Raw genomic sequence first — 26,631 nt, 5'->3', positions numbered from 1 at the left:
GAAACAAGGTAATAATTATGGCTAGAACATGTGTAGTAACCGGAAAAGGAACAACGGCAGGGAACAACGTATCCCATTCTCATAAAAAGAATCGCCGTATCTGGAAGGTGAATGTGATCACAAAAAAAATCTTCTTGGAAGACGAGAACCGTTGGGTTCGCGTTAAGATTTCTACACGTGCTTTGAGAACCCTTCGTAAAAAAGGTTTGAAAGTGGCAATCAAAGACCACGGCGGTGATATCTCCGCAATCACTCCAAAAAAATACGTAGGAATCACTCCTAAAGCACAACCAGCAACTTAAATCTCAGATTTAGTTGTTCTGGATTGAAACGATCCAAAAAAACTCCCAATATCACCGAAGTGTACCGTCTCCTAGAGGCGGAATTCGGTGTCGTAGAAACTCCTCTTACATTTACAAAACCTTATGAGTTGGCGATTGCTGTCATTTTAAGTGCACAGTGTACGGACGAACGTGTAAACCAAGTCACACCCGAACTCTTTCGCACCTTTCCGACTCTTGAGTCATTTGCGAAAGCACCTTTATCTGCCATTGAGAAAAAAATCTTTTCCACTGGGTTTTATAAAAACAAAGCCAAAAGTATACAAGGTTTTGCGAAAATGGTATTAGAAGAATTTGGAGGTGAGATTCCCAAAACAATGGAGGAGGCAATCAAACTCCCCGGGTTTGGAAGGAAAACCGCCAATGTGGTTCTTGCAGAAATTTATGGAGTGGTGGAAGGGTTTGTGGTAGATACCCACGTAAAACGATTAACCAAACGACTTGGATTTACAAAAAAAACAGATCCCGTACAAATTGAACGGGAGATGATGAAAATCACGCCTAAGGAAATTTGCCGAAACCTATCTCTTTACCTAATATTTCTCGGTCGTAAGTACTGCCAGGCGCGCCGGACGTTTTGTTCGGATTGTCCTCTTTCTTCTCTTTGTCCTTCTTATACGGAGTCGGTTTCATAAGACCTTCTTCCGTTTCCGATTCCTTTCTCTGTTTCCAAGAACGATTGCGGTCCGTTAAATTGATGGATTCTACTTTGTAATCCAAACGAATCAGGTTTCGTTTGCGAAAAAACAAATTCAAAGTACCTAGCCTCCCATAATCTTTTGGGCATTCCACTTGGTGGACATTAGAAAGGTAACGAAACCTTGCTTGTGGTTTCCCTTCGACGAGTAAAAAGATTGGGAGTTCAGGATTGTTTTGCCCTGGAATGAGAGGGATTTTGATTTCTTCTTCTGGACTGACATATACGATCCAACCGTCAAAGTCATCAGTATTTTTCGCATTTAAGAGCCCGTCTATGGAACCTAAGCCAAGTTTGACGGGACCATGGTCCATTTCGATGGTCTTAGTCAGGTTAAATCCATCAAAGGGGAATTCTAATGGTTTGTCTTTGGGTGAAAAAGGGTACAACATGTACCCTTTTCCCCGTTTCAGGTCCAAATCCATTTTTTCCCGTTCCACAAAACCAAGGAGAGCACTGAGACCTCCACGTCCTTCCTCATCCATTTTGGTGAAAAGTTCCTTTCCGCAATGGAAAAACATACGTAAAGGTCGGTCTTCTAAACTTTCATGGGCGAAATTAGCAGAAACAGAAAGAAAGTACCCAATTGTCAAAATTGACCCAAGGTTTCTTCCAAGAAAGGAAAGACGGATATTCATATTTTGTGACCTTGGTTCTAAGAACGGAAGAATTCGAAACAGAATGAACCAAAAAACCTACCGACTGTCTAAACATAGGGCAGAAAGGATGCCATGAACTTCTTCAAAAATCTATTTCTCTACGCTAAAATGGTTAAATTTTCCCATACACTTTTTGCTTTGCCTTTTGCAGGGATTAGCTTCGTCCTAGCCTACCTCGAGTCGAGTCTCGATACGGGCGATTTACTTCGAATCGGTGCCCTGATCCTTGTTTGTATGGTCAGTGCTCGAAGTGCAGCTATGGGATTCAATCGGTATGTGGATTCAGAAATTGATGAAAAAAATCCCCGTACACAAAATCGAGAAATCCCTGCTGGAAAAATTTCCAAGGTGTCGGCGTTACTCTTCATCGGGCTTTCTGCCTTCATTTTTATCTTTGCTAGTTTTTTTGTGAACAAACTGGCTTTCTTACTTTCCTTCCCCGCACTTTTTATTTTGTTTCTGTATTCTCTCACCAAACGGTTTACCTTGTTTTGCCATTTGGTTCTCGGTTTTGCGATCTCTCTGGCACCACTAGGTGCTTGGATTGCCATCACTGAAACGGTGAATTTAGTTCCCATTTTATTTTCACTAGGACTCTTATTTCATATTTCCGCATTTGATGTGTTATATGCCATTCAGGATATGGATTTTGATGCCAAAGAAAAACTCCATAGTATCCCTTCCAAATTAGGGGAAACTAAATCCCGTATCATCGCTGTTATCTTGCATACTCTTTCGTTTGTGTTTTTTATCCTCGCAGGGTTAAGTGCTGAACTTGGGTTTATGTATTTTTTAATCCTCTCTGTAATTGGGATTTTAGTGTTGTATGAACACAAAATCTCCTACCAATACAAACAAAAGGATCTCCCTCTCATATTTTACCAAATCAATTCTTGGATCAGTGTGGTTTTGTTTTTGGCCATCCTATTCGATAAATGGAATGAGTTTTTACTGAAGATTTCCTCTGGAATTAGTTTTCGATGAAACTCGTTGTGGGCCTTGCAGGAGCCAGTGGTAGCATTTATGCTGCAAGATTTTTAAAAGCATTGTATGAGGTAGAAGGGGAAAGTTATATCACAGCAAGTCCCGCTTCCTTACGTATCTTTTCAGAAGAATATGAAACAACGGTGAAAACCACTGAAGATATTTTATCTTTTGTAGAAGAGAAGTGGAAGGTAAAGCCCAAACACAAATTTCATGTTCGTAATTTTTTTGATATTGGATCGGATATAGCCAGTGGTTCCAATGTTTGGGATGCGATGGTTGTGATCCCTTGTAGTATGAAAACCGTGGCTTCTATGTCCGCAGGTCTCACGGAAAACTTAATTGAACGAGCTGCCGATGTGACCTTAAAAGAAAGAAGGCGTCTCATTGTGGTCCCAAGAGAAACTCCCTACAACCGCATCCACCTTCGGAATATGTTAGCTTTAGATGAAGCAGGGGCTATCCTCTTACCTGCTTCCCCTGGTTTTTACCAAATGCCAAAAACTTTGGATGACCTTGGTGATTTTATCACGGGGAGGATTTTTAATCTAATCGGTCTCCCCCAAACTCTTTTCCCTAAGTGGGAGGGGTAAAGTTTCTAAAATACGCAGTTGGTTTTCCATTTTCACCTAAGCATACATAGGTGATGTCACTTTCGATTACGGCGGCCATTTTCCCTGTTTGGGGGTGGTTTGTGATGGCAAGCGTTCTTGAGGTGATGGAGGATTTTCCATATTTCACAATCTTTCCATAAATTTGGATGATATCTCCTGCCCGTGCTGGGGAACGAAACACCACATTGTCCATACTCATTGTGACGATATTGGTGTACCGAATTTTATTCATGACATACATTGCCATTCCCTCATCAATCCAGGAGAGCATTTTCCCACCAAAAAGATTGTTGTGGTAGTTTAAATCGTCTGGTTGGACCAAGTGTTGGGTGACTAGTTCCATATCCCGCAGTTTGTTCTGAATTGTCTCGACCATAAATACCAAAAAATATGTTTTCGATTTATTCGATACCAAAAACCCTAGAGAAAAGATTTCCGCCCTATGTATGAATACTCCCACAAAAACATTTTAGACACCTTACAATTTTCCAAAGACGACCTCAATTTCCTAATTGAAAAAACAAATCGAATGAGTGCCCTACATGAATCGGGAAAGGCGTTTGGGATCCTTCACGGGAAACTCCTGGCGTCCTTGTTTTTTGAGGCAAGTACCCGCACCAGGATGAGTTTTGAAGCTGCCATGGAACGATTAGGTGGAAGGCTTATCTCCACGGTGGGGTTTCAGTTTTCGTCCATCTCGAAAGGGGAAACTTTGTATGATACCATGAAGATGATTGAAGCATACTGTGATATCGCAGTCATCCGCCACCCCGTAGAAGGTTCCTCAAGGATTGCAGCTGGTGCTGTGAACATCCCTGTAATCAATGCAGGTGATGGGGCAGGGCAACACCCCACACAGGCACTTCTCGATTTATATACCATCTTTTCAGAAAAAAAGAAAATAGATGGGTTAAACATTGCTTTCATCGGAGACCTAAAGTATGGACGAACCATCCATTCTCTCATCAACCTCTTACGGCATTATCCAGTGCATTTGTATCTCATCAGTCCCGAAGAATTAAAACTTCCCGAAAAGTACAAAAAGAACTTAGAGGGGTTCCCTATGACTTGGGAAGAAACTACCGACATCAAAGCCATTTGGGATGCTGATGTTGCGTATGTGACAAGGATCCAGGAAGAAAGATTCCCTGATCATAGAGAGTATGAAAAACTAAAAGATATCTATAAAGTGAATAAGGAACTTGTTCTTGCTTCCAAAAAAGATACAACCATCCTCCATCCACTCCCTCGTGTGAATGAACTATCCACGGATGTAGATGATTTACCGAATGCAGCATACTTTCGTCAGGCGAAGTATGGAGTTGTCGTTAGAATGGTTTTACTCTGCTTAAGTCTTGGAGTCAATTTTGACTAAAAAAATTTGGACCTTGGAAGAAGCAAGGGAGATATTACCCCTTGTCCGTGATATCACAAAAGAATACTATGTTAAGGCAAGTGTTCTTGCAGATGATGTGCGTAACAAAATGTTACCAGAAAATGTTTTGGAATCCAAAGAAGAAGAAATTGGAGAGATCATCAAACATTGGACAAACGAAATCTTAAATTTGAAAATTGATGTTAAGGGATTGTGGCTCGTAGACTTTGATCATGGCAATGGTTTTTACTGTTGGACATGGGGCGAAGAAGATGTGTTATACGAGCATGGTTATCATGAAGGATTTAGATCGAGAAAACTCATAGAGGAAAATAAAGAAGAAAATGACTCAGATAAATGAAAACTATTTAAAATTAAAAGCGGGATATTTGTTCCCTGAGATTGGAAGACGTGTAAAGACTTATTCCGAAGCCAACCAAAATGCAAAAATCATACGACTTGGAATTGGTGACGTAACTCTACCACTCGCACCAACAATTGTAAATGCCATGGTAGATGCAGCAAAAGAGATGGGAAGTGCAGGTGGATTCCATGGGTATGGACCAGAACAAGGGTATTCTTTCCTCATCCAAAAAATTATCGCCCACGATTATACAGCACGCGGAGTCCAAATCGCAGAAGACGAAGTGTTTGTTTCTGATGGATCTAAATGTGATTGTGGAAACATCCAAGAGATTTTTTCCCTCGATAGTAAAATTGCCGTCGTTGACCCTGTGTATCCTGTATATGTAGATACAAATGTAATGGCAGGAAGAACTGGCGAAGTGGGACCTGATGGACGTTATGCGAACATCATTTACATGCCTGCAACTGAAGAAAACAATTTTGAACCTGATTTTCCTAAAGAAAAACCAGATATCATTTATCTTTGTTATCCGAACAACCCAACTGGAATGGTGGCAACAAAAGCTCGCCTCACAGAATGGGTGAACTATGCAAAAAAAATGGGAAGTATCATTCTCTATGATTCTGCTTATGAGTCCTTTATCCAAGACAAAGAGATCCCGAAATCCATTTATGAAATCCCAGGTGCCAAAGAAGTGGCAATGGAATTTCGTTCCTTCTCGAAAACTGCCGGGTTTACAGGAACACGTTGTGCCTATCTTGTGATCCCTAAAGACCTGAAGGGAAAAACAAAATCAGGAGAAGAGGTGAGTTTTAATTCGCTCTGGAACAGACGCCACACAACCAAATTCAATGGTGTGTCGTATGTCACACAAAAAGGAGCAGAGGCCGTTTTTTCTCCGCAAGGCCAAGTCGAGATCAAAGAACAAATTTCCTACTACATGGAAAATGCAAAACTCATCCGCGAAGGGCTAACAAAAGCAGGTTACAAAGTGTTTGGTGGAACCAATGCCCCTTATATCTGGCTGAAAACCCCACGTGGACTCAAATCTTGGGAATTTTTTGACGAACTCCTTGGAAACGCACAAGTGGTAGGAACTCCTGGGTCTGGGTTCGGACCGGCAGGAGAAGGGTATTTTCGACTTTCCGCCTTTGGAAAACGAGAAGATGTCATTTCTGCCATCGAACGCATCCAAAAAATGTAAAATTTAGTCCTGGTTTTTTCCATAGCTCCGATATATAAAACAAGGTAGAGCTATGGGAAAATGGAAATTCATCCTCTTTTTTGCAATGGTAGTGGGACATATCTCCCACATCAATGCAGTATCTCCAGAACAAACGAATTTGGGGATTTTGATCTTTGAAAACAAAGAAAACTTAAATTTTATCAATGTGGCACTCAGTAATTTGGCACCTTCACAAGAAGAAGCACAAAACTCAAGCCAACCAGGAACAACCCAAACCCCAGATCCTTCCAAAAAGAATTTGGATTTTGATTATTTCAAACTCCTAAAAGCAGCAAACCAATCTGACTTCAGTGGAAACATGTGGTACTTACAAAGTAATTATGTGTATGGATTCCGCCAACTCAGACAAGCCCAAGGCGAACTCAAAAACATCTTTGAAATCGTATTACAAAAATACATTGAAGATGCAAGAGCCCTTCTAGAAGCAGCAGCTCCTGCCATCATCAGGTCAAATGATAGCAACGCCAAAGCTTTGTTACGTTTAGGTTTTCGCGACCTTCGTTCCTCGGAAGATCTTTACACAACAGGTCTCAATTCAAGCCCTCACCAATACCGTTATAAACTTACGCTCTACAAAGAAGGGATATTGACACTTCGTCGTGCAAAACGTTTTGCCATCCTTGCGATGATTTATAGCAAAACTCCAGATGAGGATAAACCAGAATACCAATACCGTTCCAATGAAGATCTAAAAGAAGCTCGTAACGAAGAAAAACAACGTAACTACGAAAAGGTGAGAGATACCCTCATCAACTTCATTGAAAACAAACGTATGGAAAGAACGGTTGTCCCTCCAGGAAACCCAGATGCAAAACCATTGGATTTACTAGAACAACATGATGATAACTACGGTTTCATCACTTCTAAAAAATTGGATTTATTACTAGAAGCCAATGCACAAATCAAAGAGACGGAAGGGGCTAGACGTGAATCAGTTCCTCCGACTCCAAAATTTGATGAAAACGGCAAAGCGATTTATCCGGAAGAAAAGAAGAAATAAAATGAAGTTTTTTACAAGTGTGATTTTACTTTCTTTTTCGTTAGGACTTGTTGCCAAAAGTACGATGTCTTACCGGGAAAGGAAAAAACAATTGGATGGTAAAATTGCACTTGTATTAGAACTCAAAGAACACCTAAAACTAGAACCTGAGGTTGGAAAATCTTCTGTTGAATCCATTCGTGACCAAGTGGAAGAAACCTACCGCGTGGGAAAACGTGCGGAAATCGAAAAGGTTTTAACCCTTGCGGAAGGTGAGATCCTTTTAACACAACGAAAACTATGTGTACCCATGGAAGAAGTCGCAACTGGGCTCTACCAAAAAGCCATGGGGCATTGGATCCAAATGGAAAATGACGAAAAGTCTGGGTCTACTCGTTTGGAGTGGGATACAAAAGATAAAATCCAACGATATTTAGTGATGGCAAAAAGTGAAAAAGACCACGCAAAAGAATACTATTTGTCTGGCAATTACCAACTTTCCCTTCATACCTACAAACGATCGCTAGTGTATAGTTTACTTACATTACGTTCCCAAAAATCAGAAATTCCAGAAAACTACCAAAGTGCAGATGCAGCATGGGTGCAACCCATTTGGATGAACCTCCACAAACAAAAGCAAAACTCCATCCAAGAAAACTAAAAAATTTTCATTTTCATTCACACTAAATTTCAAAGAATGACTGCTTAGTGAAGTTTGAATCACTCTATCGTCATTTTTTGCTCACAAGAGCCACTCACATTCCCGTTGTAAACGAGAAGGGGGAACTTGTTGGCTTACTTTCCAAAGAAAGAGTCCATCGTGAGTTGTCTGACCTTGGGAAAGAAAGAGAAGATCTGGACCAAATTCCTTTAGAGATTTTGGAAACAGAACTGAACGAATCCATTCTATTATATTTCAAAGAAACTTCTCTCATTCCCGTGATTGGAATCGATGGAGAAAAAAAAGACAATTGGGACAAACCAAGGTTCCTTGCCGCTTTCACCAAACTAGAATCCAAACAAATCCGAGATCCAAAACTGGAAGGCATTGAATCCAAACTCGAGAAAAAAAAAGAAAACGTCGATTCTGTTCAGTGGTTTATGGAACTCATCCTTTCCCATTTTCCAGATGGTCTTTTTGCCACTGATGTAACTGGTGGAACTATTTTTTATAATGAAAGTTTCGAAAGGGATATTCTCACAAAACCATTGTTTGACGACTCGATAGAAACTGCTGAGAAGTATTTACATAATTTAAATAGGGAAGTCCTCGCATCTTACCTAAAAGAACATGATTTGAGTTTGGGAAAAGAAGCAGATACAAATGTCCTAACAACCATGTTACCAGACTTACAATCACAAGTAAGGATCATCACTTTAAAAAAAGAGAAAAAGGTAGTGGGATTTTTATACCATTTTGTTTCAAGTAGTGTAGGTTTTGGAGCTGGGAAAACCAAATCAGAATTCCCTGATTTGGACATGGCCTTTTTTTCCAAACTCCCTCTGGAAACTGTCCTTGCGGAAATGGAAGCCCACTATATCCACAAAACCTTACAAAGGAATTCACAAAATATTTCACATGCTGCAAGTGAACTCGGTATTCCGCGTACAACCTTACAAAACAGAATTCGATTTTTAAATTTATCGGAACGTTTCCAAAACAATAAAAAAGAACGAGTTGTCATCCCTAGAAAACGATCGGAAAAACAACTGGATTCTGAAAAACAATCCTCTTCCCAACCCAAAACATCGCAAAAAAAACAAAGTCTCCCTAAGAAAAAACAAAACCTGAAGACAACCAAAAAGGGAAAATCAGAGAAAAGAACCACATCTCTTCCGAAAAAACAAGGAAATGGGAAACAGGGGACCAAAACGAAGGCAAAAGCAACACAAAAGGCAAAAAAAAGACGTTGACGAAAATGGAGGAAAAACCATTTTTTCATTACCGTTTGAGAAAACACCTCCGCACTTCGCTGTTTCACTTGCATACATAACTTGCACAAATGGTTTCCCGAATTTTATCAAATACTCTAACAAATCAATGTAGAACAATCTATGGCATCACGCAAACAAGAAGAAATCCAAGTTAATCCCCCCGAAGAACCAACTGAATATACGAATGGCATCATGGACCAAGACGATGCTTCTGAACCACCGAAACAATTTAAGAAAAAAAAGAGCCGGTATGAAGGACCTATCCCTCCTCCTCTTGATTTAGTTGAACTCAAGAAAAAAAACATCAATGAACTTGCTGACCTTGCAAAAGGTTTGGGAGTTGAAAACACTCATGGTTTAAAAAAACAAAACTTGATGTTTGCTCTCCTCCAAGCACAAACCGAAAAAGACGGACAAGTGCATGCAGCAGGAGTCATGGAAAGATTACCTGATGGGTATGGTTTCTTACGTTCACCTGACTACAATTATGTGCCAGGTCCAGACGATATTTATGTGTCTCCTTCTCAAATTAAGTTATTTGGTCTACGTACAGGAGATACCGTAACAGGTCTTATCCGGCCACCAAAAGAAGCAGAACGATTTTTTGCTATGTTACGAGTGGAATCCATCAATGGTTTCCCAGTTGAAGTCGCACAAAAAAGAAATTTGTTTGATAACTTAACACCTCTTTATCCGAGCGAAAGGATCAATATGGAATTTGATCCAAGCCATTTGGATACTCGGGTGATTGATCTTATGTGTCCAATTGGAAAAGGACAAAGAGCACTCATCGTAGCACCTCCAAGAACTGGTAAAACAGTTCTCATGCAATCCATTGCCAATGCGATCACTCGTAACCATCCTGAAATTTTTCTCATCGTTTTACTCATTGATGAACGCCCGGAAGAAGTAACTGACATGGCTCGCCATGTTAAGGGTGAAGTTGTGAGTTCCACGTTTGATGAACCAGCACAACGCCACGTCCAAGTTGCCGAGATGGTCATTGAAAAAGCGAAACGACTTGTGGAACATGGAAAGGATGTGGTCATCCTCCTTGACTCGATCACAAGGCTTGCTCGTGCGTACAACCAAGTGGTTCCTACATCAGGAAAAATCCTTTCTGGTGGTGTGGACTCTAATGCCCTTCACAAACCAAAACGTTTTTTTGGTGCGGCAAGGAATATTGAAGAGGGTGGGTCACTCACCATCATCGCCACTGCGCTCATCGACACGGGTTCTCGAATGGACGAAGTGATTTTTGAGGAATTTAAGGGAACGGGAAATATGGAAATCCATTTGGACCGAAAACTCGCTGACAAACGAATTTTCCCAGCCATCGACATCAACCGTTCCGGAACGAGAAAGGAAGAACTACTTCTACCGCAAGACACTCTGACTCGTGTCTTTATCCTTCGAAAAGTACTTTCTCCTATGAGTATCACCGAAAGTATGGAACTATTGATTGAAAAAATGCGTGGTGCGAAGACAAACGACCAATTCCTCGCCAGCATGAATACGAACTAAAAGGGCCACCATGAAAACTGACATCCATCCAAAATACGTTGCTGCCAAAATTAAATGTGCTTGTGGTACTGTGATTGAAACACGTTCCACTGCAGGGGACATCAGTGTGGAAATTTGTTCCAACTGCCACCCGTTCTTCACAGGAAAATCAAAACTTGTGGATACAACAGGCCGCGTAGACAAATTCAAGAAAAAATACAAAATGAAGTAAGAGGCTTCTGCCTCACTACCGTCTAAAGCATAACGGGGGAACAACTCATGGCAGTAATGGACTTTGCTCGCTACAAAGAAATCAACGACCAAAGGATGAATTACCGTGAGATGGAAGACGCAACTGTTGTCTCCTATTACCGCAACACAGGTTGCGGAGACGGTTACCGCATCTATCTTAAGTTAAATGAAAACCAAGTTGTGGAAGACGCAAGTTATACCACAACAGGTTGTGGGTTCGGGATTGTGGCACTTGCCATGGCAACAGAATATGCCAAAGGGAAATCCATTTCTGATTTAAAAGCCCTTACCCCAGAAACACTCGAAACATTATTTGAATTCCCTGAACGTAGGAAAAACTATCCAGAATCTGCTGTTGCTGCTCTCAAAAAAGCGGTAGAAGATTATGAATCAGGGCAAGGTGTTCCGAAAGAAAATCGAATCACCAAAGCACAAACCATGGAACTCCTTCACAAACAAGGCCACCTAAGGGAAGCTAAGTTGTCCAGTGTGATGTTAGAGAAAGAAAAATTAGACGGTGTGGATTTTTCAGGTGCAGACCTTCATAATGCCTTTTTACAAAACTCTAGTTTCGTGGGAGCGAACTTCCAAGGTGCGAATCTCAAAGCTTCTTTTTTTAACGGAGCCGATTTGCGTAACGCCAATTTTCGTGGTGCAGACCTACGGTTTGCAAAATTAGCCTCGGCCAAAATTGACGGGGCTGATTTTACTGATGCCATTTATGATATTGGAACCCGTGTGGACCATAGCCAAATGTACATCTTTGATGTGATGAAAAAAGCAGGGAAAGATCTCTATTTAAAAATTGGGGAAGGGGAATGAAACCTGGCGATAAGGCGAAACTCACCAAACAAACCTTTCTCCATAAAGGGATTTTTATTTTTACTGGTTCCACTGTCGAAATCAAAGAGATCCAAAATGAGAAGGCGATTGTCGTTTATAACGACAAAGAAGGATACCCTCACGATTTAGAGATGAATCTCGCTGATTTGGCGCCAGTTTCCTAAACCCGATTTTCTTGACACAAAAGAAGAGAATCGTAACGTATTGTTAATCCAAGTATGTTGATTCAAAGCCACCGTCAGGAAAACCACCTGTTACTCTCCATCCAAAGGGATGTCCTGATGGAAAATTCACGCGAGTTTTACCAAGAGTTTGAGAAAGCAATTGAAGGTTCCAATTTCGGGAAACTGACGATGGACTTTCATTTGGTAAAGTTTTTGGATTCGAGTGGGATCGGAGCGGTGATCAAAGCATCATCTGCCCTCCACAACCGTGGTGTGGAAATCTTTGTGACCAACCTCAACAAAAATCTAAATTCTGTTTTTCGTTTGTCAGGGCTCAACCATATCCTTTCGATTTTGACTTTGGATGAATACCTTTCCAAATTCCCAGAGTTCCAACAAACTCTAGAGGCTTAAACCTATATGAAATTCTTTCGACTCCTTCTTTCGTTTATCTTTTTGATCGGTTTTTTACAGTCATGCGCCTCTGGTGTTAAATCGAGGTCTTTACTCTTCCGAAGTAATGAGTTTGCGATTTATTCAGTCGCCAGGGACAAAATCAATTTAAAACAAGAAACCTCCGTAGCCAAAACATTCGCTCACCCAGTTGAACTTACGGAAGATAAAATTTTAGACCTACTTGGTAATATTCGATTCCGAGAAGAAAGTTCGTATGGAGATGTGAACCAATACATCTTTGAAGAAAAAGAAATCAGAGAGTTTGCTCTAGATTTGGTGGATGGTTTACAAAAATTAAAACCAGACCAACTATTACTTGTGATTTCAAAATACAATCCAGTGAAATCTGTGGTCTCTCATTATTCTCGAACTGCTTTTTATATTTGGTCCACTGATTCATCCATTGAGATTTTATTTGGCGAATTACAAAAAGAAATCTCTTATGATGAACAAGGGAATTATTTTGATTGGTCAAACATCCCTGATATCCCTTTTGAACATTTCCCACAGTCCACTTATGTTTTACAAGGACAGGGTTTTAGTTTCAAAAAGGTAGGTGGATTTCGTAACCGCCACTGGCTTGTGTTTGATAAAGCTGACTTAGCAAAATTGAAATTTGAAAAACGAAAAAAAAATTCAAATGAAATTTCAAACTCAGTGGATGCTGATATGAAAGCAGAGAAAAAAATATCTCGAGATGAAGAAGACGGAGTATTATTAGAGGAGTAGGTCGTCTTCTTTTCTGATCACATTTCGTTCTGTTTGTATGGAACCATCGGTTCCTAAATAAAATTTCGTTTTTCCGACAAGAGAACTCATTCCCATTCGGTAATTTTTCCCAGCTCCAAAACTTAAATCTACACCTGGATATACTTCCCTTTCGACTTCTACAAAAGCATCTGGATTTGGTTCGTAGGATCCAAGTGCAGTTTCAAACTGTTTGATTTGGGTTTCTAAAACTTTTGTAAATTTATCATTGGCATCTTTCAGTTTGGTGATGGTGTCTTTTTCTTCTTGGCTCAGTTCTTTTTTTTGGCTTTTTTCCACGAGTTTTGTGAGTGTGAGTTGGACTTTATGAAGGGTGATTTCTTTTTCTGAAATTTCTTTTTTCATTCGGTTGAGCTCATCTAAGAGTTCTGGTGGTGTTCCGATGGCAACTTTGGTTTTCGTTTCTACTACGGCACCGAGTTTCGCACAAGTGAGTGAATTTCCTGCAATGATGGTTCCTCCAATTACTTCCCCGCGACCACCCATCACACGGATAAAATCTTTTGCTGAAATTTCCGAATGCATCACTGCTTCTTCGACAAAGATTGAACCTTGGGCTGTGAGTTTTCCTTGTTCCACAAATTTGGCGTAAATATTCCCTTCCGATTCGATGTACCCTTCCCCTCGGCCCATAAAACCACCGGAAAGAACAATGTCACCTTTGGCTTTGAGAAAAGCTTTTCCAACGGAGTTTCGAATGATGATACTACCACTAGTTGTGAGACTAAACCCATCCCCAATTTTTTCTTCCACAATGATGGTACCAGGAAAATCAATATTGCCCGTTGAGTAGTCCACGGCTTCTAATTGGATCACTTCATCTACTTTGATTTCCCATGCCGCTGAAAGAACAGGGCGCCCTGCAATTTTAGCGTACAGTTTGTCCTCTCTTAGTTCTACATTTGGTCCAAGGATCCATTCGACAATTTTTTCTTCTTGGTAAGGGAGGATAGTGCCTGTAACCGTTTTACCAAACTCACCTTTTTTAGGTGGGATTTTTTCCGCAATTAGGTCACCTGGTTTTACTGATTGGATGACACCAATATTTTTATAATTGATTCTTCCATGTTCATCTTCTTCTAACTGTGGTTTGTTGTCAGATCGGAAGTAAATTTTAATCTCACCATCTTTTCCAGGGATAGGTTGTACACCCTTTGCAATGACATACGGTACAAAAAATTCAGGATTTTTGATTTGGTTTTGGATGACAGAATCGATGATCCCTACTGAAATTCCTACAGCTGCGATTTGTTCCCTTAATTGGTATTCGGTGAGGAGTGGCCCACCATGTTTCGGAGGGTGTAGGACCATTTTTGCTTCCATTCCATCATCAGAAACACTGATGTCTGCATACGAGGGAACTGGATCTCCTTTGGACCATGTTCCAATTTCTACAGGTTTTCCGTCGGCCAGTACGACGATTTTTTTTAATTGTTCGGTTTGGTAACCTTCAACTCCGAAGAGTTGCACACGCGCAAGTACATCTTTGTATTCTACTTTTTTGCCTTTTGCACCAGGTTTGGTGATTTTTAAAATGGCTTTTCCATTGGAATTTTCGATTTGGAAATAACCATTTTCAGATGCTTCCAAATCTTGTAAGATTCGATCGGTATAAGAGTCAGGGCCTGGCATTTATGTATATTCTAACAAATGACGAACCACATCTTCTTCGCCATCTGTTTTTAGTTCCGATTTAGGAGTCATTCCATCCACTGTTCTCATGTATGCCAGGGTTTCTTCAAATTCACAAGAAATTATTTTTTCTAAAGTTAAATAGGCAGATTGAAAATACATATCAAGTGCACCAACGAGATAAAGATATTCGCTAAAGTCTCCACGATCTGTATAAAGAATAGGGGTTTTTGCATAATAACATTCTGCTAAAATTCCATACCCAGGTTTTGTACAAACAAAATCAGAAGCCGCCACCAAATCTGGGTAATGTGAGACTTCTGGAATCAAAATTCCTTCAGATTGAATGCCAGGAACTCCAAATGCAACAAGTTGGATATGTTTTGGCAAAAAATCGGTATTTAACCTATGACCTTCTAAACCGTAAGCTCCAAAGGAAAGGAGGATATAAGTAATTTCATCTCGGAACCCAAATTGTTTACGAGCCATCTCCTTAGATAGAGTTGGTTTTCTCCCCACAAGACCGATACTCGTTTGTTCTAAAAAATTGGGCATAGGGCATTGGAAAGGTAAAACAAGAGCTTCTGTCACAAACCCGTATTCAACTTCTAAATGGTCGCTTAAATTTCCGAAGTAAGAATCAGATTTAGCATAATTACGGTAAATAAAATCCCATGTAAAATTTCCAATGAAGATACTGGGAATTCCTGTTTCCAATGCGATTGTAATCGGTAAGGATGAACTATCGGTAAGGATAAGAGAGATTTTGTGATCTTTGCAGTATTTGGCCTCTTCCTTTAACAAAATCGATTTGGATTTTTCAAATTGGATCAGTTCCGCTTTTGTGGATTCTATGTCTATGGAAAGTGAATCTTTTTGTGAAATACCAACATCTAATTTGAGGGATCGCAGTTTTAATTTGGGATGTTCATAGTCGATAAAACTGATACGAGTACTTACCAAATGGATTTCTTCAATGAAATCTTCGCTTAATAAACGTTTAATGATGTTTCCCGAACGACTGATATGCCCGAACCCGTGGCCTGAAATATAATAATACAATTTCATTTGGATCTTTGGCGGATGGATTCGTACAAAACGATTCCACAAGACATAGCTAGATTGAGAGAATCCGCTTCACCGAGCATTGGAAGATATAATGTTTTATCTGCGAGTTCTTTGGCAATCGGACTCAGTCCATATTGTTCACTCCCAAACAAAAAAACAGATTTCTCTTTCATGTCCACAGAACTGTATAAGGTTTTACCTTCTGGTGTGACCGCATACCGTTTGTATCCTTTGTTATGAAATTCAGACAAAACTTCCTGTAAGTCTCCAATGTATACGGGGAGTGTGAAAATAGTTCCAGTGCTTGCTCGGACTACATTGGGATTAAAAAGATCAATCCTTGGGTCTGTGACAATCACAAGCCCTACACCAGCACCTTCTGCAGTCCGAAGGATGGTGCCAAGATTCCCTGGTTTTTCAACACCTTCGATGATGAGGATGGGATTGGTTTGGATGGTTTTGATTTGTTCCCATGGAACATCTGCATTGGGTGTGTCTGCAACGGCAATGAGACCATCAGGCCTATCCCGATAGGATATTTTTTCAAAAATTTTTCTTGGTAATTCGTAAATTGGACAACGAAGGGAAGAAATGAGTTCTTCCTCATTTTCTCCTAAAAAACATTCGGGAGAAATGAATACACTTGTGATGTTTGCCGTTAAACAAGGGACAGGTGATTTTTTATTCCCTGCGATGGCTTTTTTGATTTCTCTGTAACCTTCGATGAAAAATTTTTTCTCTTCATCTCGGTTTCTTTTTTCTTTGAGACCACTGACCCATTTGACCTTTGGATTTGAGAAACTTGTGATGCTGAATCGTTGTTGTTTCATAGAAGGCAATGTGGCAGTTATGATTTTTTAAAAAATGTGCAAAAACCTGCAGGGTATTTTTTCCCTGAAGTCTCTGGGATATAAAGTTCAGTAGTTTCGTAATTCCCTTTGGTTTTGATCCGAGAAGAAAGAATTCGTTCCAAGGTAAGCGGACTAAAACCTTGGCTATGGCAACTCAGGATGACAAATTCTGGTTTGGAGTCAGAGAGTTCCATCAGCGCATCCATAAGCTCCGATAAATTTTCTTCAATTTTCCAAACTTCGCCTTTCGAACCACGACCAAAACTTGGTGGGTCAAGGATGAGGCCTTGGTATTTTTTCCCACGTTTGATTTCACGACGGATGAACTTCATCACATCATCTACGATCCAACGGACTGGTTTCGAATCAAGCCCAGAAAGTTTTGCATTTTCCCTTGCCCAGTCCACCATACCTTTGGATGCATCCACATGGCAAACACTCATACCTGCATCTAGGCAAGCCAGTGTGGATCCACCAGAATAGGCGAATAAATTCAAAACTTCTAGACCTTGTTTTTTTTTGCCAATCTCACGGATTCGATTCCAGTTGGTTTCTTGTTCTGGGAAAAGGCCAATATGACCGAAGGGAGTGAGTTTGATTTTGAAGGTTAGATTCGAAAATTCAATGGTGAAACTTTCAGGAACTTTTTTTTGGAAATTCCAATGGCCAGAGCCTGAATCATTTTTGATGTACAAAGCATGTAAGTCATTCCAGATCCCAGGAGTTTCTTTGCCATAAGCGGAAGTTGGGGAAGAACGTTGTAGTTTGTAACCACCTACAATTTCCAATTTCGATAGGTCTCCAGAATCCAATAATTCGTAACTTTTTGTCATACCAATTCCAGAAAAATAAAGGTTAGGTCGTCCTCCCAGTCTTTTATTTCTCGATTTGAAAATGACTCCAACTCTTGGATTAGTTTTCCCTTAAACAAATGGTTTGGAAGTTCACGGTTGGTTTTTAAAAAATCGAGAAGACCAGCATCACCGAACATATTCCCTTTGGGATCAAAACATTCCAGAACCCCATCACTCAAGAGTAAAATGCGGTCTTTGGGGAAAACGGGATACGTGATTTCATCAATTTGGATTTCAGGGAACACACCGATAATTTTTCCTTTGGGATGGACTTTTATGATTTCACCACTTGCCCTTTGTAAAAAAGCACTTGGGTGGCCTGCTCGTCCAAACCTCCAGACATTGGTAGAACTATTTAAATATAAATAAGATGCAGTCACATATTGAGGGGAACAGTTTCCATACAAAACTCGGTTCATACCTTCTAACACTTGTTTGGGGGAAGAGATAGAATCCTTTTGGGTGGTGAATGCGACTTTTCCCATAGCTGATATCAGTGAAGCAGGAATTCCATGACCAGAGACATCACATAATACGATACCTAACTCATAAGGATTCGGAGAATGGTATTCGTAAAAATCCCCACCAACATCTTTCATTGGTTGGATATAAATTTGGATCTGTAAGTTTTTTACATCTGGATTTGTTTTTGGAAGTGATTGCATAAGAATGTCACGAGAAATTTTTCGCTCTCTTCTTAGGCTAGTGACTTGGGCAAGGGCAAGATCTTTTTCTTGCCTGAGAAGTTGGATTCGATCCGCTAAAGCAAACGCAAATAAGGTGATATCTGCTAACGATGCAATAGGGAATAACATCTCTTCAAAAAAGGGATTACTAGGTAAAATTCCAAATTTGAGAAGTCCATAAATCATACATGTAAACAGCAGAAGGAAGAAAGCGATGGAGATATAATAAAAAGATCTGATTCTCTTTTTTAATCCCCAAATCAAAATTCCAAATAAAGTTAAACATATAATCACAGAAAGCCAACTCACTCCAATGGACGACTCTGCGATCCCACCAAACAAGGCAATACATACATTGAATAAAGAAAAAGCGCCAAGTAGATGGTAGAATCTCGTTGTTCTTGGAAGTCTGACTTTGATCTTTAAAAAATTAGCAGTGAATAATACGAAGAAAAAAAGACAAAGACTAAAAAAAACAGGAATCCCTACACGTTTCCAATAATACGAATTAGGAACAAAAAAATATCCAAAGAAACCAAGTAGGGATAACTGACCTAGTCCAAAAAATAAAACATATCCGATATAGTAAAAATAACTTTTATCTCGAACAAAAAAAGCAATCGCAAGGTTATAAAGAATGATAATTCCTAAACTTCCAAAAAATAAACCATACACCCATTGGGTTACATAATCTTCTCTTTGGAGATTCCTTTGGTTTGTGAAAACAATCGAAAATTGTAAGGAGATATCAGACTTGATAGCGATCAGTATGGTTTCTTTTTGGTGGCCCATTCGAAAGACAAAATTCCTATGAGGAAATTCTCTTTGGAACATCGGTTGGATGTGGCCTGATTTAGAAACAATGAAACTGTCTCCGTCATGTTTATGGTATAATTCCACCAAATCAATATTATGTGCCTGGATTAAGAGAAGTGGAAATTTTGTTGGATTGGGGAATTTTTCTGGATCAAGTCGTAACCATAAAGTCCCTTTTAAAAATCCAAAATTGACAAATTCATCCTGGATTGGTTTAAATTTTCCCTCTTTTAATACGGAGTCGACCCCAGTATTCGATTTTGTATCGATCCAATAACTAAATTCCTTTGTTGCAATGAATCTTTCTCCAATATCTTCCTTATCCATGGAATAAATAGGAAAACTGAGAATGAAAAAAACTTGGAAGAGGAAAGTGATTTTGAAAAAGAATGGCTTCAATGGTAGGTAGGGACAAGGGAAAATTCCCTTGTCCATTTTTGTTTGTATCGTCTTACGCTTGTTTTTTTGCTGTTTCGTAAGAAATTTCTTTTGGACCAGTGTAAATTTGTCTTGGACGACCAATTTTTAGGTTCGGGTCTTCAATCATCTCTTTCCATTGTGCAATCCAACCAGGTAATCTTCCCATAGCAAACATCACAGTGAACATGTTAGTAGGAATTCCGAGTGCTCGGTAAATGATACCAGAGTAGAAGTCTACGTTTGGATAGAGTTTTCTTTCTACAAAGTATGGATCATTGAGAGCTGCTTCTTCTAATTCTTTTGCGATGTCAAGGAGTGGGTCTTTGATTCCAAGTTTGTTTAACACTTTGTCACAAGCAACTTTGATGATTTTGGCACGTGGGTCAAAGTTTTTGTAAACACGGTGTCCAAATCCATTCAGTCGGAAACTTGAGTTTTTGTCTTTGGCTTGTTCTACGATTTTTTTCACAGACAAACCACTTTTTTTGATTCCTTCTAACATCTCCAAAACTTCTTGGTTGGCTCCACCATGGCGAGGCCCCCAAAGAGCAAGGATCCCTGCAGAAATGGCACCATACAAGTTAGCAAGTGATGATCCCACGAGACGCACCGTAGATGTAGAACAGTTTTGTTCGTGGTCTGCGTGTAAGATGAGGAGTAAGTTGAGTGCGGAAACAATCTCTGGATCGATGTGATAGTCTTCTGCAGGAACAGCAAACATCATATTGAGAAAGTTAGACGCATAATCCAATTCGTTTAATGGATGGATGATAGGTTGGCCAATCGACTTTTTATACGCATACGCTGCGATGGTTGGAAATTTTGCAAGTAGGCGAATGATGGAAATTTCTCTATGTTCCTCATTCATTGGATCGTAACTATCTTGGTAGTAAGTGGACAAACAACCCATCATACAAGACATGATCGCCATCGGGTGTCCATCTTTTGGAAACCCATTGAAGAGACGTTTGAGGTCTTCATGGATCATTGTGTGTTTGGTAATCGAACTATTCCATTCTTTGAGTCTCGTATCATTTGGAAGTTTTCCATATATGAGTAAGTGAGCAACTTCTGTAAAGGTTGACTTTGCTGCTAAATCTTCGATGGGAATTCCACGGTATCTTAAAATTCCTTTTTCCCCATCCAAAAAGGTGATTTCACTTGTACATGCACCTGTATTTAAATAACCGGAATCAATCGTAACATAACCGGACAATTGGCGGAGTTTTGTAATATCAATTGCCTTCTCGTCTTCACTTCCCGCTACAATCGGAAGTTCATACTCTTTTCCATCCACTTTCAGAATAGCCTTTTCGGACATATCTTCTCCTGTATATCTCTGTCTATTTCAAAGAATAGACAGGGGAAAGGGAGGGGAAAAGCCATTTTTTACAACTTGTGGTATTTTTTCATGATATCGTATGCGTAGTAATTCGAAACCACAATGCGACAATAGTCCCTTGATTCTTTGTACGGTAAGTCTTCCAGAAAATGATTAAAATCGCCAGAGTAGACAGATTTTTTCCATTTTCGTAAATTCCCTGGACCACCGTTGTAAGCAATGGATGCCCATTTCAATTCATTCCCATTCGATTTGAGCAAATAGGCTAAAAATTTTGTTCCTAGGCGGATGGAAGTTTCGGGTTCATAGAGAGAATAGGAAACAATTCCCATCCTATGTGCCAATTCTCGTCCTGTGGCTGGCATGATTTGCATAAGACCACGAGCATTTGACCTAGATGTTGCAGTCTCTTTGAAAAATGATTCTTGGCGCATAAGAGCGTAAACATTGTCTTCCGAGATTCCATTTTCACTCGCATACTTGGATACTAAATTTTGGTGAGGCCTTGGATACATCCGAACGGAAAGGGAAGTGGGAAGTAAAATCGGATCGTCGGGGATGAGGTAACGTTTGAGTAAAGACCGTGTATGAAATGCCGAATAATAGGTGTTACGTGTAAGGTCTCCAATCCCCACTAAAATTTCATCTTTTTCGTCTTCCGATAAATTTTCTCTTTTCACATGGAAGTTGACTAGATGGAGACCCAGGCTATCTTCCCCTACACGAAAGTATTCTTTGGCTAGGTTCAAAAGTTTGTGGCCTTGGATCCTTGAACTCATACCTCCCAATTTATTTCCGAGTTCATAAGAATCTTTCGGATAGACAAATCCTAAGTTACGTCCAATGAGGGCACCCGATTCTTCTGGAATACCAGCTGTGTAAGATAGATATTCAAACAAATATTCTTTATTATAAGTTGGGTTTTCCGGTTTGTTGGATTCTTTGATTGTAGATAAAAACTCTTCTCTGATCACACGAGTGTAATAGGAACCTGGGCAAAGCGCATAGTATCGTTTTAATTCTTTTTTGAATCGTTCCGTTTCCCCATTTTCCTTTAAGGAACGTAAATACCAATACACAAGCCTTCCTTTGACGGGTAAGTTTGGGATCTCAGCGAGAGCCCTTTCAAATTTGGCGAGAGGTGCATAATGGGATTTTTCACCATTACGATCGACTAAGTATTCGATCAGTCGGTCTTGGTAAAATAAATTAAAAGGGTATTTGCCTAAGTATAAAATTAGATTTTCAAAATACAGTTCCTTGTCTCCTAATCTGTCGTAGGAAGCAGCGAGCACACGGTAATACCCAGCATCTTTGCCTGGAAAGGTTTTTAAAAGTTCGATGGCTTGTTGGAATTTGTTTTGTTGGTATAAAGTGTCGGCAAGTGATACAATCCAAGACGAATCCATATCTACAAAGGATTTATTGGCACGTAATACTCGAAAGAGTTCATTTGTTTTTCCTACTTTAGTCAGGACAGATGTTAGGTGTTTAAACCCTTCGTAATAATTTAGACGACTTGAAAAAAGTTCAGGCCTGGAACGAAACAAAGCTTCTTTGTCATTTGAATTGATAGCAGGTAAAAATAAGGTGAGTTCAGATGGACTTAATTGTAAAATACTGCCACTACCTTTGTATTTGCTCCAATCGGAAGCGATCATTTGAACTGTTTGGTCAAGAAGTCCTTCTTTTTGTAAACAACCAAGCCATTCTTCTGTAGCACCTTTTTCATCTCCTAAAATGAGTTTTGCTTTCCCATATCGATACAAACTATCACCTGTTAATAGGTAACGTTTGTGAGAATCTTGGATGGATTGGACTTTTTCAATAATTTCCTTCCACTGGTTGTTCGATGCAAGTAATCGGATTTGTTCATCTAATACTTTTCGACAAATAGGATCTTCTTCCATATTGAGCCGATTCAAAAATTGAATCCGTTCCATAGGAGTTAAAAAGTTTTTTGCTGTGATCTCATTGTACAATTTCCAATAACTCAATTTGAAAAGAGTGGTTTGGAAAGGCATAGTTTGAGTGAGGATCTTCCTTACTTCTTCTTCATTTGCATCGGTGACAAAAACACCTCGGATGAGAGATAACAAATACCGAAACCGTTTCTCCTTGTCTCCGTTAGGTGATTTTTCATGGAATTCAATGAGAGTGTATACTTCACTTTCTCTGGATGGGGTTGTATTTCTGAAATGAGATTCGATTTCTCCCCATTGGTGGGACTTGATTAAATACTGAAGGTCTGTTTCGGCAAGTAATGATGTTGTGAAAAAGAGAAGAATTCTACTTGCTAACCAAAAATGCCTCATGCATACTTCCTATGATTACGAATTTAGAGAGGGAAGGTTCCCCTCCTTATGAGCTTACAAACAGAATACAAACTGCGCTGGCCAGAATACAGAATCGAATTCCATCCAACAGAAGAAATCCCTAAAAAAGGTTCTCTTCAGGAGTTATGGCCAGACCTTCGTGCCTTTTTTTCAGGCAACCAGTCTCGTTTTGCAAACTATCTCTTTTATTTATCGACCGATTTCTCTGGGGGGTTCAGCCTTTGTTCGGTCCTTTCCGAAAATGATGCGAGCCTTCGTTTCCACGATCCTGTTTTACAATCACCTACGGCTTTCCCAAAAACAAGTTTTGAACGGATTTGGAAACTCTGCCAAAACCGTGAATTTGAGGAAATGGAACGAGAGGATTGGGAACTCATTGGTTATGGGCTTTTGTATGAAGGAAATGTTCCTGAATTTCGGAAATGGGTTCTCACTACAAAAGAGTTTTTTGGGCAATCCGATGACAACCGTCGTTTTTTAACACTACTAGGTTGGGAATATTCGGAGGTTCCTTTTGAGAGCTCCATCTTGCATATGTTAGTTGAATATGCAAAGGGCAAATTTGAAAGAATCCATTTTCCAACATTAGTGGATGCGGCCTTACTAGAATCCCATTGGCAACTTGTAGGTGTTTTGTTCCATGCCATTGAACTTGGTTTGTTGCCTGAAAAGGAATCCTTTCGTGTTTGGAAGTTTATGATTGGATTTTATGATGAATGGGAATCTTGGGAAAAGGAAAAGTTCCAGTTGGTTTCCTATGGTAAAATTCCACCTTTTTCTGCACTTCGGTATGCAAAACGTTATTTGCCTCATCCTGATTTTTTGAAATACCAAACAAACTTAGAAACTGAACTTCGTGGGGATTGGATGAGTGGTAATGAGTTTGGGTATGAACTCTCACATACAATGAACCCATGTATTGATACCGTGGTGAGGTTTAAGAATGAAGGGGAACAGTTTGAAAGGGAACTAACAGCTGAATATAATTTAAAACCTTATTCGTATCTGATCCCGTTACAACTTGCTTGTATTCAGTTTGTGAAAAAAGAATATGATCAGTTTTTAAAGCTCTATCAAAAATCTGGTAGGCTCAAACACTTACCACTGGCTCTCAATTTGTATTGGAGAGTTTTATTAGAAAAAGGGGATAACAATTTAAGTTCTGCCATCAAACGATCGCTCGAGAACGGTCATGAATCCATTACATTACCGGAAGGTTGGGAATAAATGCCTCTTACGCAAGAACAGATCATGGAACTCTCCAAATTGCAGAAAATGCTAAGGAATTTGGAGAAAATTGAACGTAACGCAAAAAACGATCTTCAAAAAGAACGTGTAGCCTTTGACATCGAACGTTACAGACGTCGTATGCAAGAAGTTTCACCGGATGGAATTCCAGATAACTTGGAACAAACGATGCGAAATGCGAAGACAAGAGAAGAAAATCCAGAAAACCTCAAACACAAAATCATTTCACAATACCCTGTGATGAAAATCACTCCCAATTCCAATGATAGTGAAATCAACCAAATTGGAACCCTCATTAATATTATGGATTTGGAATACATTCCAATCCTTGGGGATGCTCATATCAAATTTGATTATTCCCATGCAACAGAACGTGACTCTGTATTAAAATATATGGAGAACCTACGTCGGAATATGAAGATCCTTGTGGAAACAATTGAAGAGTATGCGGCAGCAGACAAACAAGAGTTTCGCGAACAGCTCTCTCGGATGAAAAACAAACAATCCAGGATTTTCATTGCTGAGTCTTTTGAGACCTTGGGTAAGTTCCGTGACTTCCTTGTTGCCGTAAACAATGACATAAAAGATGGAAACAATGTCATCATGAACATGGAAGAACCTATCAAATTCAATCCACGTTTTGAAAAGGCAACGGTTCTGGAAGGCCGTTCCATTATGGAAGGACTCCGCGAATTTGAGGAATTTGCCGAAGAGGCATGTGATTTGATTCGTCTCCCGTCGTTTCGAAAGTAAAAAAACCTTTTCATTCCTAGGGGGAAAGAGGACACTGTGAAAAATCACATACACGGACTCGCAAACGCATGGCATTAGTCAAAAATCAGACCGAAGTTACCAATTCAACTATTGGAGAGAATTCTTACTTCAACGGAAAATTCTTCATCAATGGATCTCTCAAAATTGACGGTAAATTCGAGGGAAAATCCCTCCAAGCCGAACACCTCTACATCGGGGTAACAGGAAAGGTCAAAACCAATATTACAGCTGCGAGTGTGATCGTAGAAGGGATTGTGGTGGGAAACGTGACGGCAAGAAACCGTGTGATGCTCCTTCCTACTTCCAAAATTCTTGGGGACATCAAAACTCCCGAACTCATCATCCAAAACGGGGTGATCTTAGAAGGTCGTTGTATGATTTCCAATGACCTCAAACACAGTGCAAAAGACCTCATCGAATTGGAATACTCCAAAGATTCGCTCAGCGTTGAAAAGATTTTTGGGAAACAACCAAACGCCAAAGAATAATTGAAAACCATCTTCATTTCGGAAGGGGACCCGACGAGTATCAATTATGAACTTTTGGGTTCTTCCTTCCCGATCTTAGAATCCTTAGGAAAACACCACCGTATTTATCTCATCCGAGGGCCTCACAACCAAACCCTTTCCAAGGCCAAACAGCTCACAAAACCCGTAGGTGAACCTGGATTCTATTCGATTTCTTGGGGGAGCGGAAAACCAAAATCCTTTGTCCTTGGGAAACCATCCAAATCCTCAGGGAAAATGGCATACGATTCACTCCTTGCGGCCATCGACTTCCAAAAACAATATGGAGGGGACCTCATCACTCTCCCGCTCTCCAAAGAGTGGGTACAAAAAGCTGGGGTGAAAGGATTTCGTGGCCATACGGAAACTTTGGCAGAGACTTATAAACGACCTACCTTTATGATGATGTCTGGGGAAAAGCTGAATGTGATTCCGTTAACCACCCATGTCCCCTTGAAGGATGTTGTGAAAGAACTAAAAACATTCGATTGGAAAGAACTGAAAAATGCGATCCTTCGTTCTCCTTACCTGAATCACCCAACCATCGGTTACCTAGGCCTAAACCCGCATGCAGGGGAAGGTGGAAAAATTGGAACAGAAGAAATCACAATTTTAAAAACGGGAGTGGGAGTTCTCCGAAAGGCAAAATTGACTGTGGAAGGTCCACTTTCTGCCGATTCTGCATTTTTACCAGGAACGAAACTGTACGATTTGTATTTGGCAGGTTACCATGACCAAGGCCTCATCCCATTTAAATTGCTTGAAGGAAAGAAGGGTGTGAATATAACCTTAGGACTGGATTTCACACGTGTGTCCCCTGACCATGGAACCGCATTTGGTATTGCCGGAAAAGGATGTGCTGATCCCACGGGACTCATCTCCTGTTTAGAACGACTTGTGGAGACAAAATAAAAC

At 40.0% G+C, this 26,631-nt stretch carries 28 protein-coding genes; 20 read left to right on the top strand and 8 right to left on the bottom strand.

Translation table 11 applies throughout. The features are described 5' to 3' along the window. Nucleotides 1-17 precede the first annotated feature (17 nt). From rpmB to DI076_RS08795, 4 genes are all read left to right on the top strand, one after another. Nucleotides 18-302, top strand: a complete 285-nt coding sequence (gene rpmB / locus DI076_RS08810) for a 50S ribosomal protein L28 (protein ID WP_100718729.1) — start codon at nt 18-20, stop codon at nt 300-302. 23 nt (nt 303-325) lie between these two features. Further along, nucleotides 326-976, top strand: a complete 651-nt coding sequence (gene nth / locus DI076_RS08805) for an endonuclease III (protein WP_108959575.1) — start codon at nt 326-328, stop codon at nt 974-976. 793 nt (nt 977-1,769) lie between these two features. Further along, complete coding sequence (locus DI076_RS08800) at nt 1,770-2,681, top strand: UbiA-like polyprenyltransferase (RefSeq protein ID WP_108959574.1); 912 nt, start codon at nt 1,770-1,772, stop codon at nt 2,679-2,681. Further along, on the top strand, nt 2,678-3,274 hold the full coding sequence (locus tag DI076_RS08795; protein WP_108959573.1) for a UbiX family flavin prenyltransferase: 597 nt from the start codon (nt 2,678-2,680) through the stop codon (nt 3,272-3,274). The genes DI076_RS08800 and DI076_RS08795 overlap by 4 nt, the downstream gene beginning before the upstream one ends. Here DI076_RS08795 and DI076_RS08790 read toward each other — a convergent pair. Next, the gene (locus tag DI076_RS08790) at nt 3,258-3,671 is read right to left on the bottom strand and encodes an acyl-CoA thioesterase (RefSeq protein ID WP_100718725.1); all 414 of its coding nucleotides are present in this window, start codon (nt 3,669-3,671) and stop codon (nt 3,258-3,260) included. The two genes, DI076_RS08795 and DI076_RS08790, sit on opposite strands and share 17 nt — an antisense overlap. 66 nt (nt 3,672-3,737) lie before the next feature. On the opposite strand from DI076_RS08790, the gene pyrB reads away from it, so the two are divergent. The 12 genes from pyrB to DI076_RS08730 all read left to right on the top strand — a co-directional run bounded on the left by pyrB (nt 3,738) and on the right by DI076_RS08730 (nt 13,144). Then, nucleotides 3,738-4,670 (top strand): aspartate carbamoyltransferase, encoded by a 933-nt coding sequence (pyrB, locus tag DI076_RS08785; RefSeq protein WP_108959572.1) that lies wholly within the window; start codon nt 3,738-3,740, stop codon nt 4,668-4,670. Further along, a complete protein-coding gene (locus DI076_RS08780) occupies nt 4,663-5,031 on the top strand; it encodes a DUF2203 domain-containing protein (RefSeq protein ID WP_108959571.1) in 369 nt (122 codons plus the stop codon). Before pyrB ends, DI076_RS08780 begins: the two co-directional genes overlap by 8 nt. Next, complete coding sequence (locus tag DI076_RS08775) at nt 5,015-6,241, top strand: LL-diaminopimelate aminotransferase (RefSeq protein WP_108959570.1); 1,227 nt, start codon at nt 5,015-5,017, stop codon at nt 6,239-6,241. Before DI076_RS08780 ends, DI076_RS08775 begins: the two co-directional genes overlap by 17 nt. A 52-nt stretch (nt 6,242-6,293) precedes the next feature. Then, nucleotides 6,294-7,283, top strand: a complete 990-nt coding sequence (locus DI076_RS08770; protein WP_108959569.1) for an adhesin OmpL37 family surface protein — start codon at nt 6,294-6,296, stop codon at nt 7,281-7,283. A gap of 1 nt (nt 7,284) precedes the next feature. After that, nucleotides 7,285-7,923: a hypothetical protein gene (locus DI076_RS08765; RefSeq protein WP_108959568.1), complete on the top strand. Its 639-nt coding sequence runs from the start codon at nt 7,285-7,287 to the stop codon at nt 7,921-7,923. Between the two features lie 47 nt (nt 7,924-7,970). Next, nucleotides 7,971-9,176, top strand: a complete 1,206-nt coding sequence (locus DI076_RS08760) for a helix-turn-helix domain-containing protein (RefSeq protein ID WP_108959567.1) — start codon at nt 7,971-7,973, stop codon at nt 9,174-9,176. A gap of 141 nt (nt 9,177-9,317) precedes the next feature. Next, a complete protein-coding gene (gene rho / locus DI076_RS08755; protein ID WP_108959566.1) occupies nt 9,318-10,721 on the top strand; it encodes a transcription termination factor Rho in 1,404 nt (467 codons plus the stop codon). A 10-nt stretch (nt 10,722-10,731) separates the two neighbouring features. Further along, complete coding sequence (gene rpmE, locus DI076_RS08750; protein WP_002973045.1) at nt 10,732-10,932, top strand: 50S ribosomal protein L31; 201 nt, start codon at nt 10,732-10,734, stop codon at nt 10,930-10,932. 47 nt (nt 10,933-10,979) lie between these two features. Further along, entirely contained in the window at nt 10,980-11,774 is a 795-nt protein-coding gene (locus tag DI076_RS08745; protein WP_108959565.1) for an iron-sulfur cluster assembly scaffold protein, read from the top strand. Next, nucleotides 11,771-11,959 carry a hypothetical protein gene (locus DI076_RS08740; RefSeq protein ID WP_108959564.1) on the top strand — a complete coding sequence of 63 codons (189 nt, stop codon included), beginning with the start codon at nt 11,771-11,773 and terminating at the stop codon, nt 11,957-11,959. The genes DI076_RS08745 and DI076_RS08740 overlap by 4 nt, the downstream gene beginning before the upstream one ends. 54 nt (nt 11,960-12,013) lie before the next feature. Beyond that, on the top strand, nt 12,014-12,373 hold the full coding sequence (locus DI076_RS08735) for an STAS domain-containing protein (protein WP_100718918.1): 360 nt from the start codon (nt 12,014-12,016) through the stop codon (nt 12,371-12,373). 6 nt (nt 12,374-12,379) lie between these two features. Beyond that, the gene (locus DI076_RS08730; RefSeq protein WP_108959563.1) at nt 12,380-13,144 is read left to right on the top strand and encodes an LA_1326/LA_4305 family lipoprotein; all 765 of its coding nucleotides are present in this window, start codon (nt 12,380-12,382) and stop codon (nt 13,142-13,144) included. On the opposite strand, the gene DI076_RS08725 is transcribed toward DI076_RS08730, so the two are convergent. The 7 genes from DI076_RS08725 to DI076_RS08695 form a co-directional block, all read right to left on the bottom strand. Then, complete coding sequence (locus DI076_RS08725) at nt 13,133-14,815, bottom strand: flagellar assembly protein A (RefSeq protein WP_108959562.1); 1,683 nt, start codon at nt 14,813-14,815, stop codon at nt 13,133-13,135. The genes DI076_RS08730 and DI076_RS08725 overlap by 12 nt on opposite strands. Further along, nucleotides 14,816-15,883, bottom strand: coding sequence for a glycosyl transferase (locus tag DI076_RS08720; RefSeq protein ID WP_108959561.1), 1,068 nt, complete (start codon nt 15,881-15,883; stop codon nt 14,816-14,818). Beyond that, nucleotides 15,880-16,713, bottom strand: coding sequence for a TrmH family RNA methyltransferase (locus DI076_RS08715; protein WP_108959560.1), 834 nt, complete (start codon nt 16,711-16,713; stop codon nt 15,880-15,882). The genes DI076_RS08720 and DI076_RS08715 overlap by 4 nt, the downstream gene beginning before the upstream one ends. 17 nt (nt 16,714-16,730) lie before the next feature. Continuing rightward, nucleotides 16,731-17,567, bottom strand: a complete 837-nt coding sequence (locus DI076_RS08710; RefSeq protein WP_108959559.1) for a class I SAM-dependent methyltransferase — start codon at nt 17,565-17,567, stop codon at nt 16,731-16,733. Next, complete coding sequence (locus DI076_RS08705) at nt 17,564-19,525, bottom strand: SpoIIE family protein phosphatase (RefSeq protein ID WP_167396519.1); 1,962 nt, start codon at nt 19,523-19,525, stop codon at nt 17,564-17,566. The genes DI076_RS08710 and DI076_RS08705 overlap by 4 nt, the downstream gene beginning before the upstream one ends. Before the next feature lie 16 nt (nt 19,526-19,541). Beyond that, entirely contained in the window at nt 19,542-20,831 is a 1,290-nt protein-coding gene (locus DI076_RS08700) for a citrate synthase (protein ID WP_108959558.1), read from the bottom strand. A gap of 68 nt (nt 20,832-20,899) precedes the next feature. Next, nucleotides 20,900-23,167, bottom strand: coding sequence for a lytic transglycosylase domain-containing protein (locus DI076_RS08695; RefSeq protein ID WP_108959557.1), 2,268 nt, complete (start codon nt 23,165-23,167; stop codon nt 20,900-20,902). Between the two features lie 48 nt (nt 23,168-23,215). Between DI076_RS08695 and DI076_RS08690 the strand changes: the two genes are divergently transcribed. From DI076_RS08690 to DI076_RS08675, 4 genes are all read left to right on the top strand, one after another. Beyond that, nucleotides 23,216-24,415, top strand: coding sequence for an LBF_1011 family protein (locus DI076_RS08690; RefSeq protein ID WP_108959556.1), 1,200 nt, complete (start codon nt 23,216-23,218; stop codon nt 24,413-24,415). After that, complete coding sequence (locus tag DI076_RS08685) at nt 24,416-25,189, top strand: hypothetical protein (protein ID WP_108959555.1); 774 nt, start codon at nt 24,416-24,418, stop codon at nt 25,187-25,189. It begins immediately after the preceding gene. 68 nt (nt 25,190-25,257) lie between these two features. After that, entirely contained in the window at nt 25,258-25,698 is a 441-nt protein-coding gene (locus DI076_RS08680; RefSeq protein ID WP_002973191.1) for a bactofilin family protein, read from the top strand. Continuing rightward, on the top strand, nt 25,699-26,628 hold the full coding sequence (locus DI076_RS08675; protein WP_108959554.1) for a PdxA family dehydrogenase: 930 nt from the start codon (nt 25,699-25,701) through the stop codon (nt 26,626-26,628). It begins immediately after the preceding gene. Nucleotides 26,629-26,631: the final 3 nt, after the last annotated feature.

The sequence above is a fragment of the Leptospira ellinghausenii genome (assembly GCF_003114815.1).
Classification (GTDB): Bacteria; Spirochaetota; Leptospiria; order Leptospirales; family Leptospiraceae; genus Leptospira_A; species Leptospira_A ellinghausenii.
This window is presented reverse-complemented; position numbering and strand designations above follow the sequence as displayed.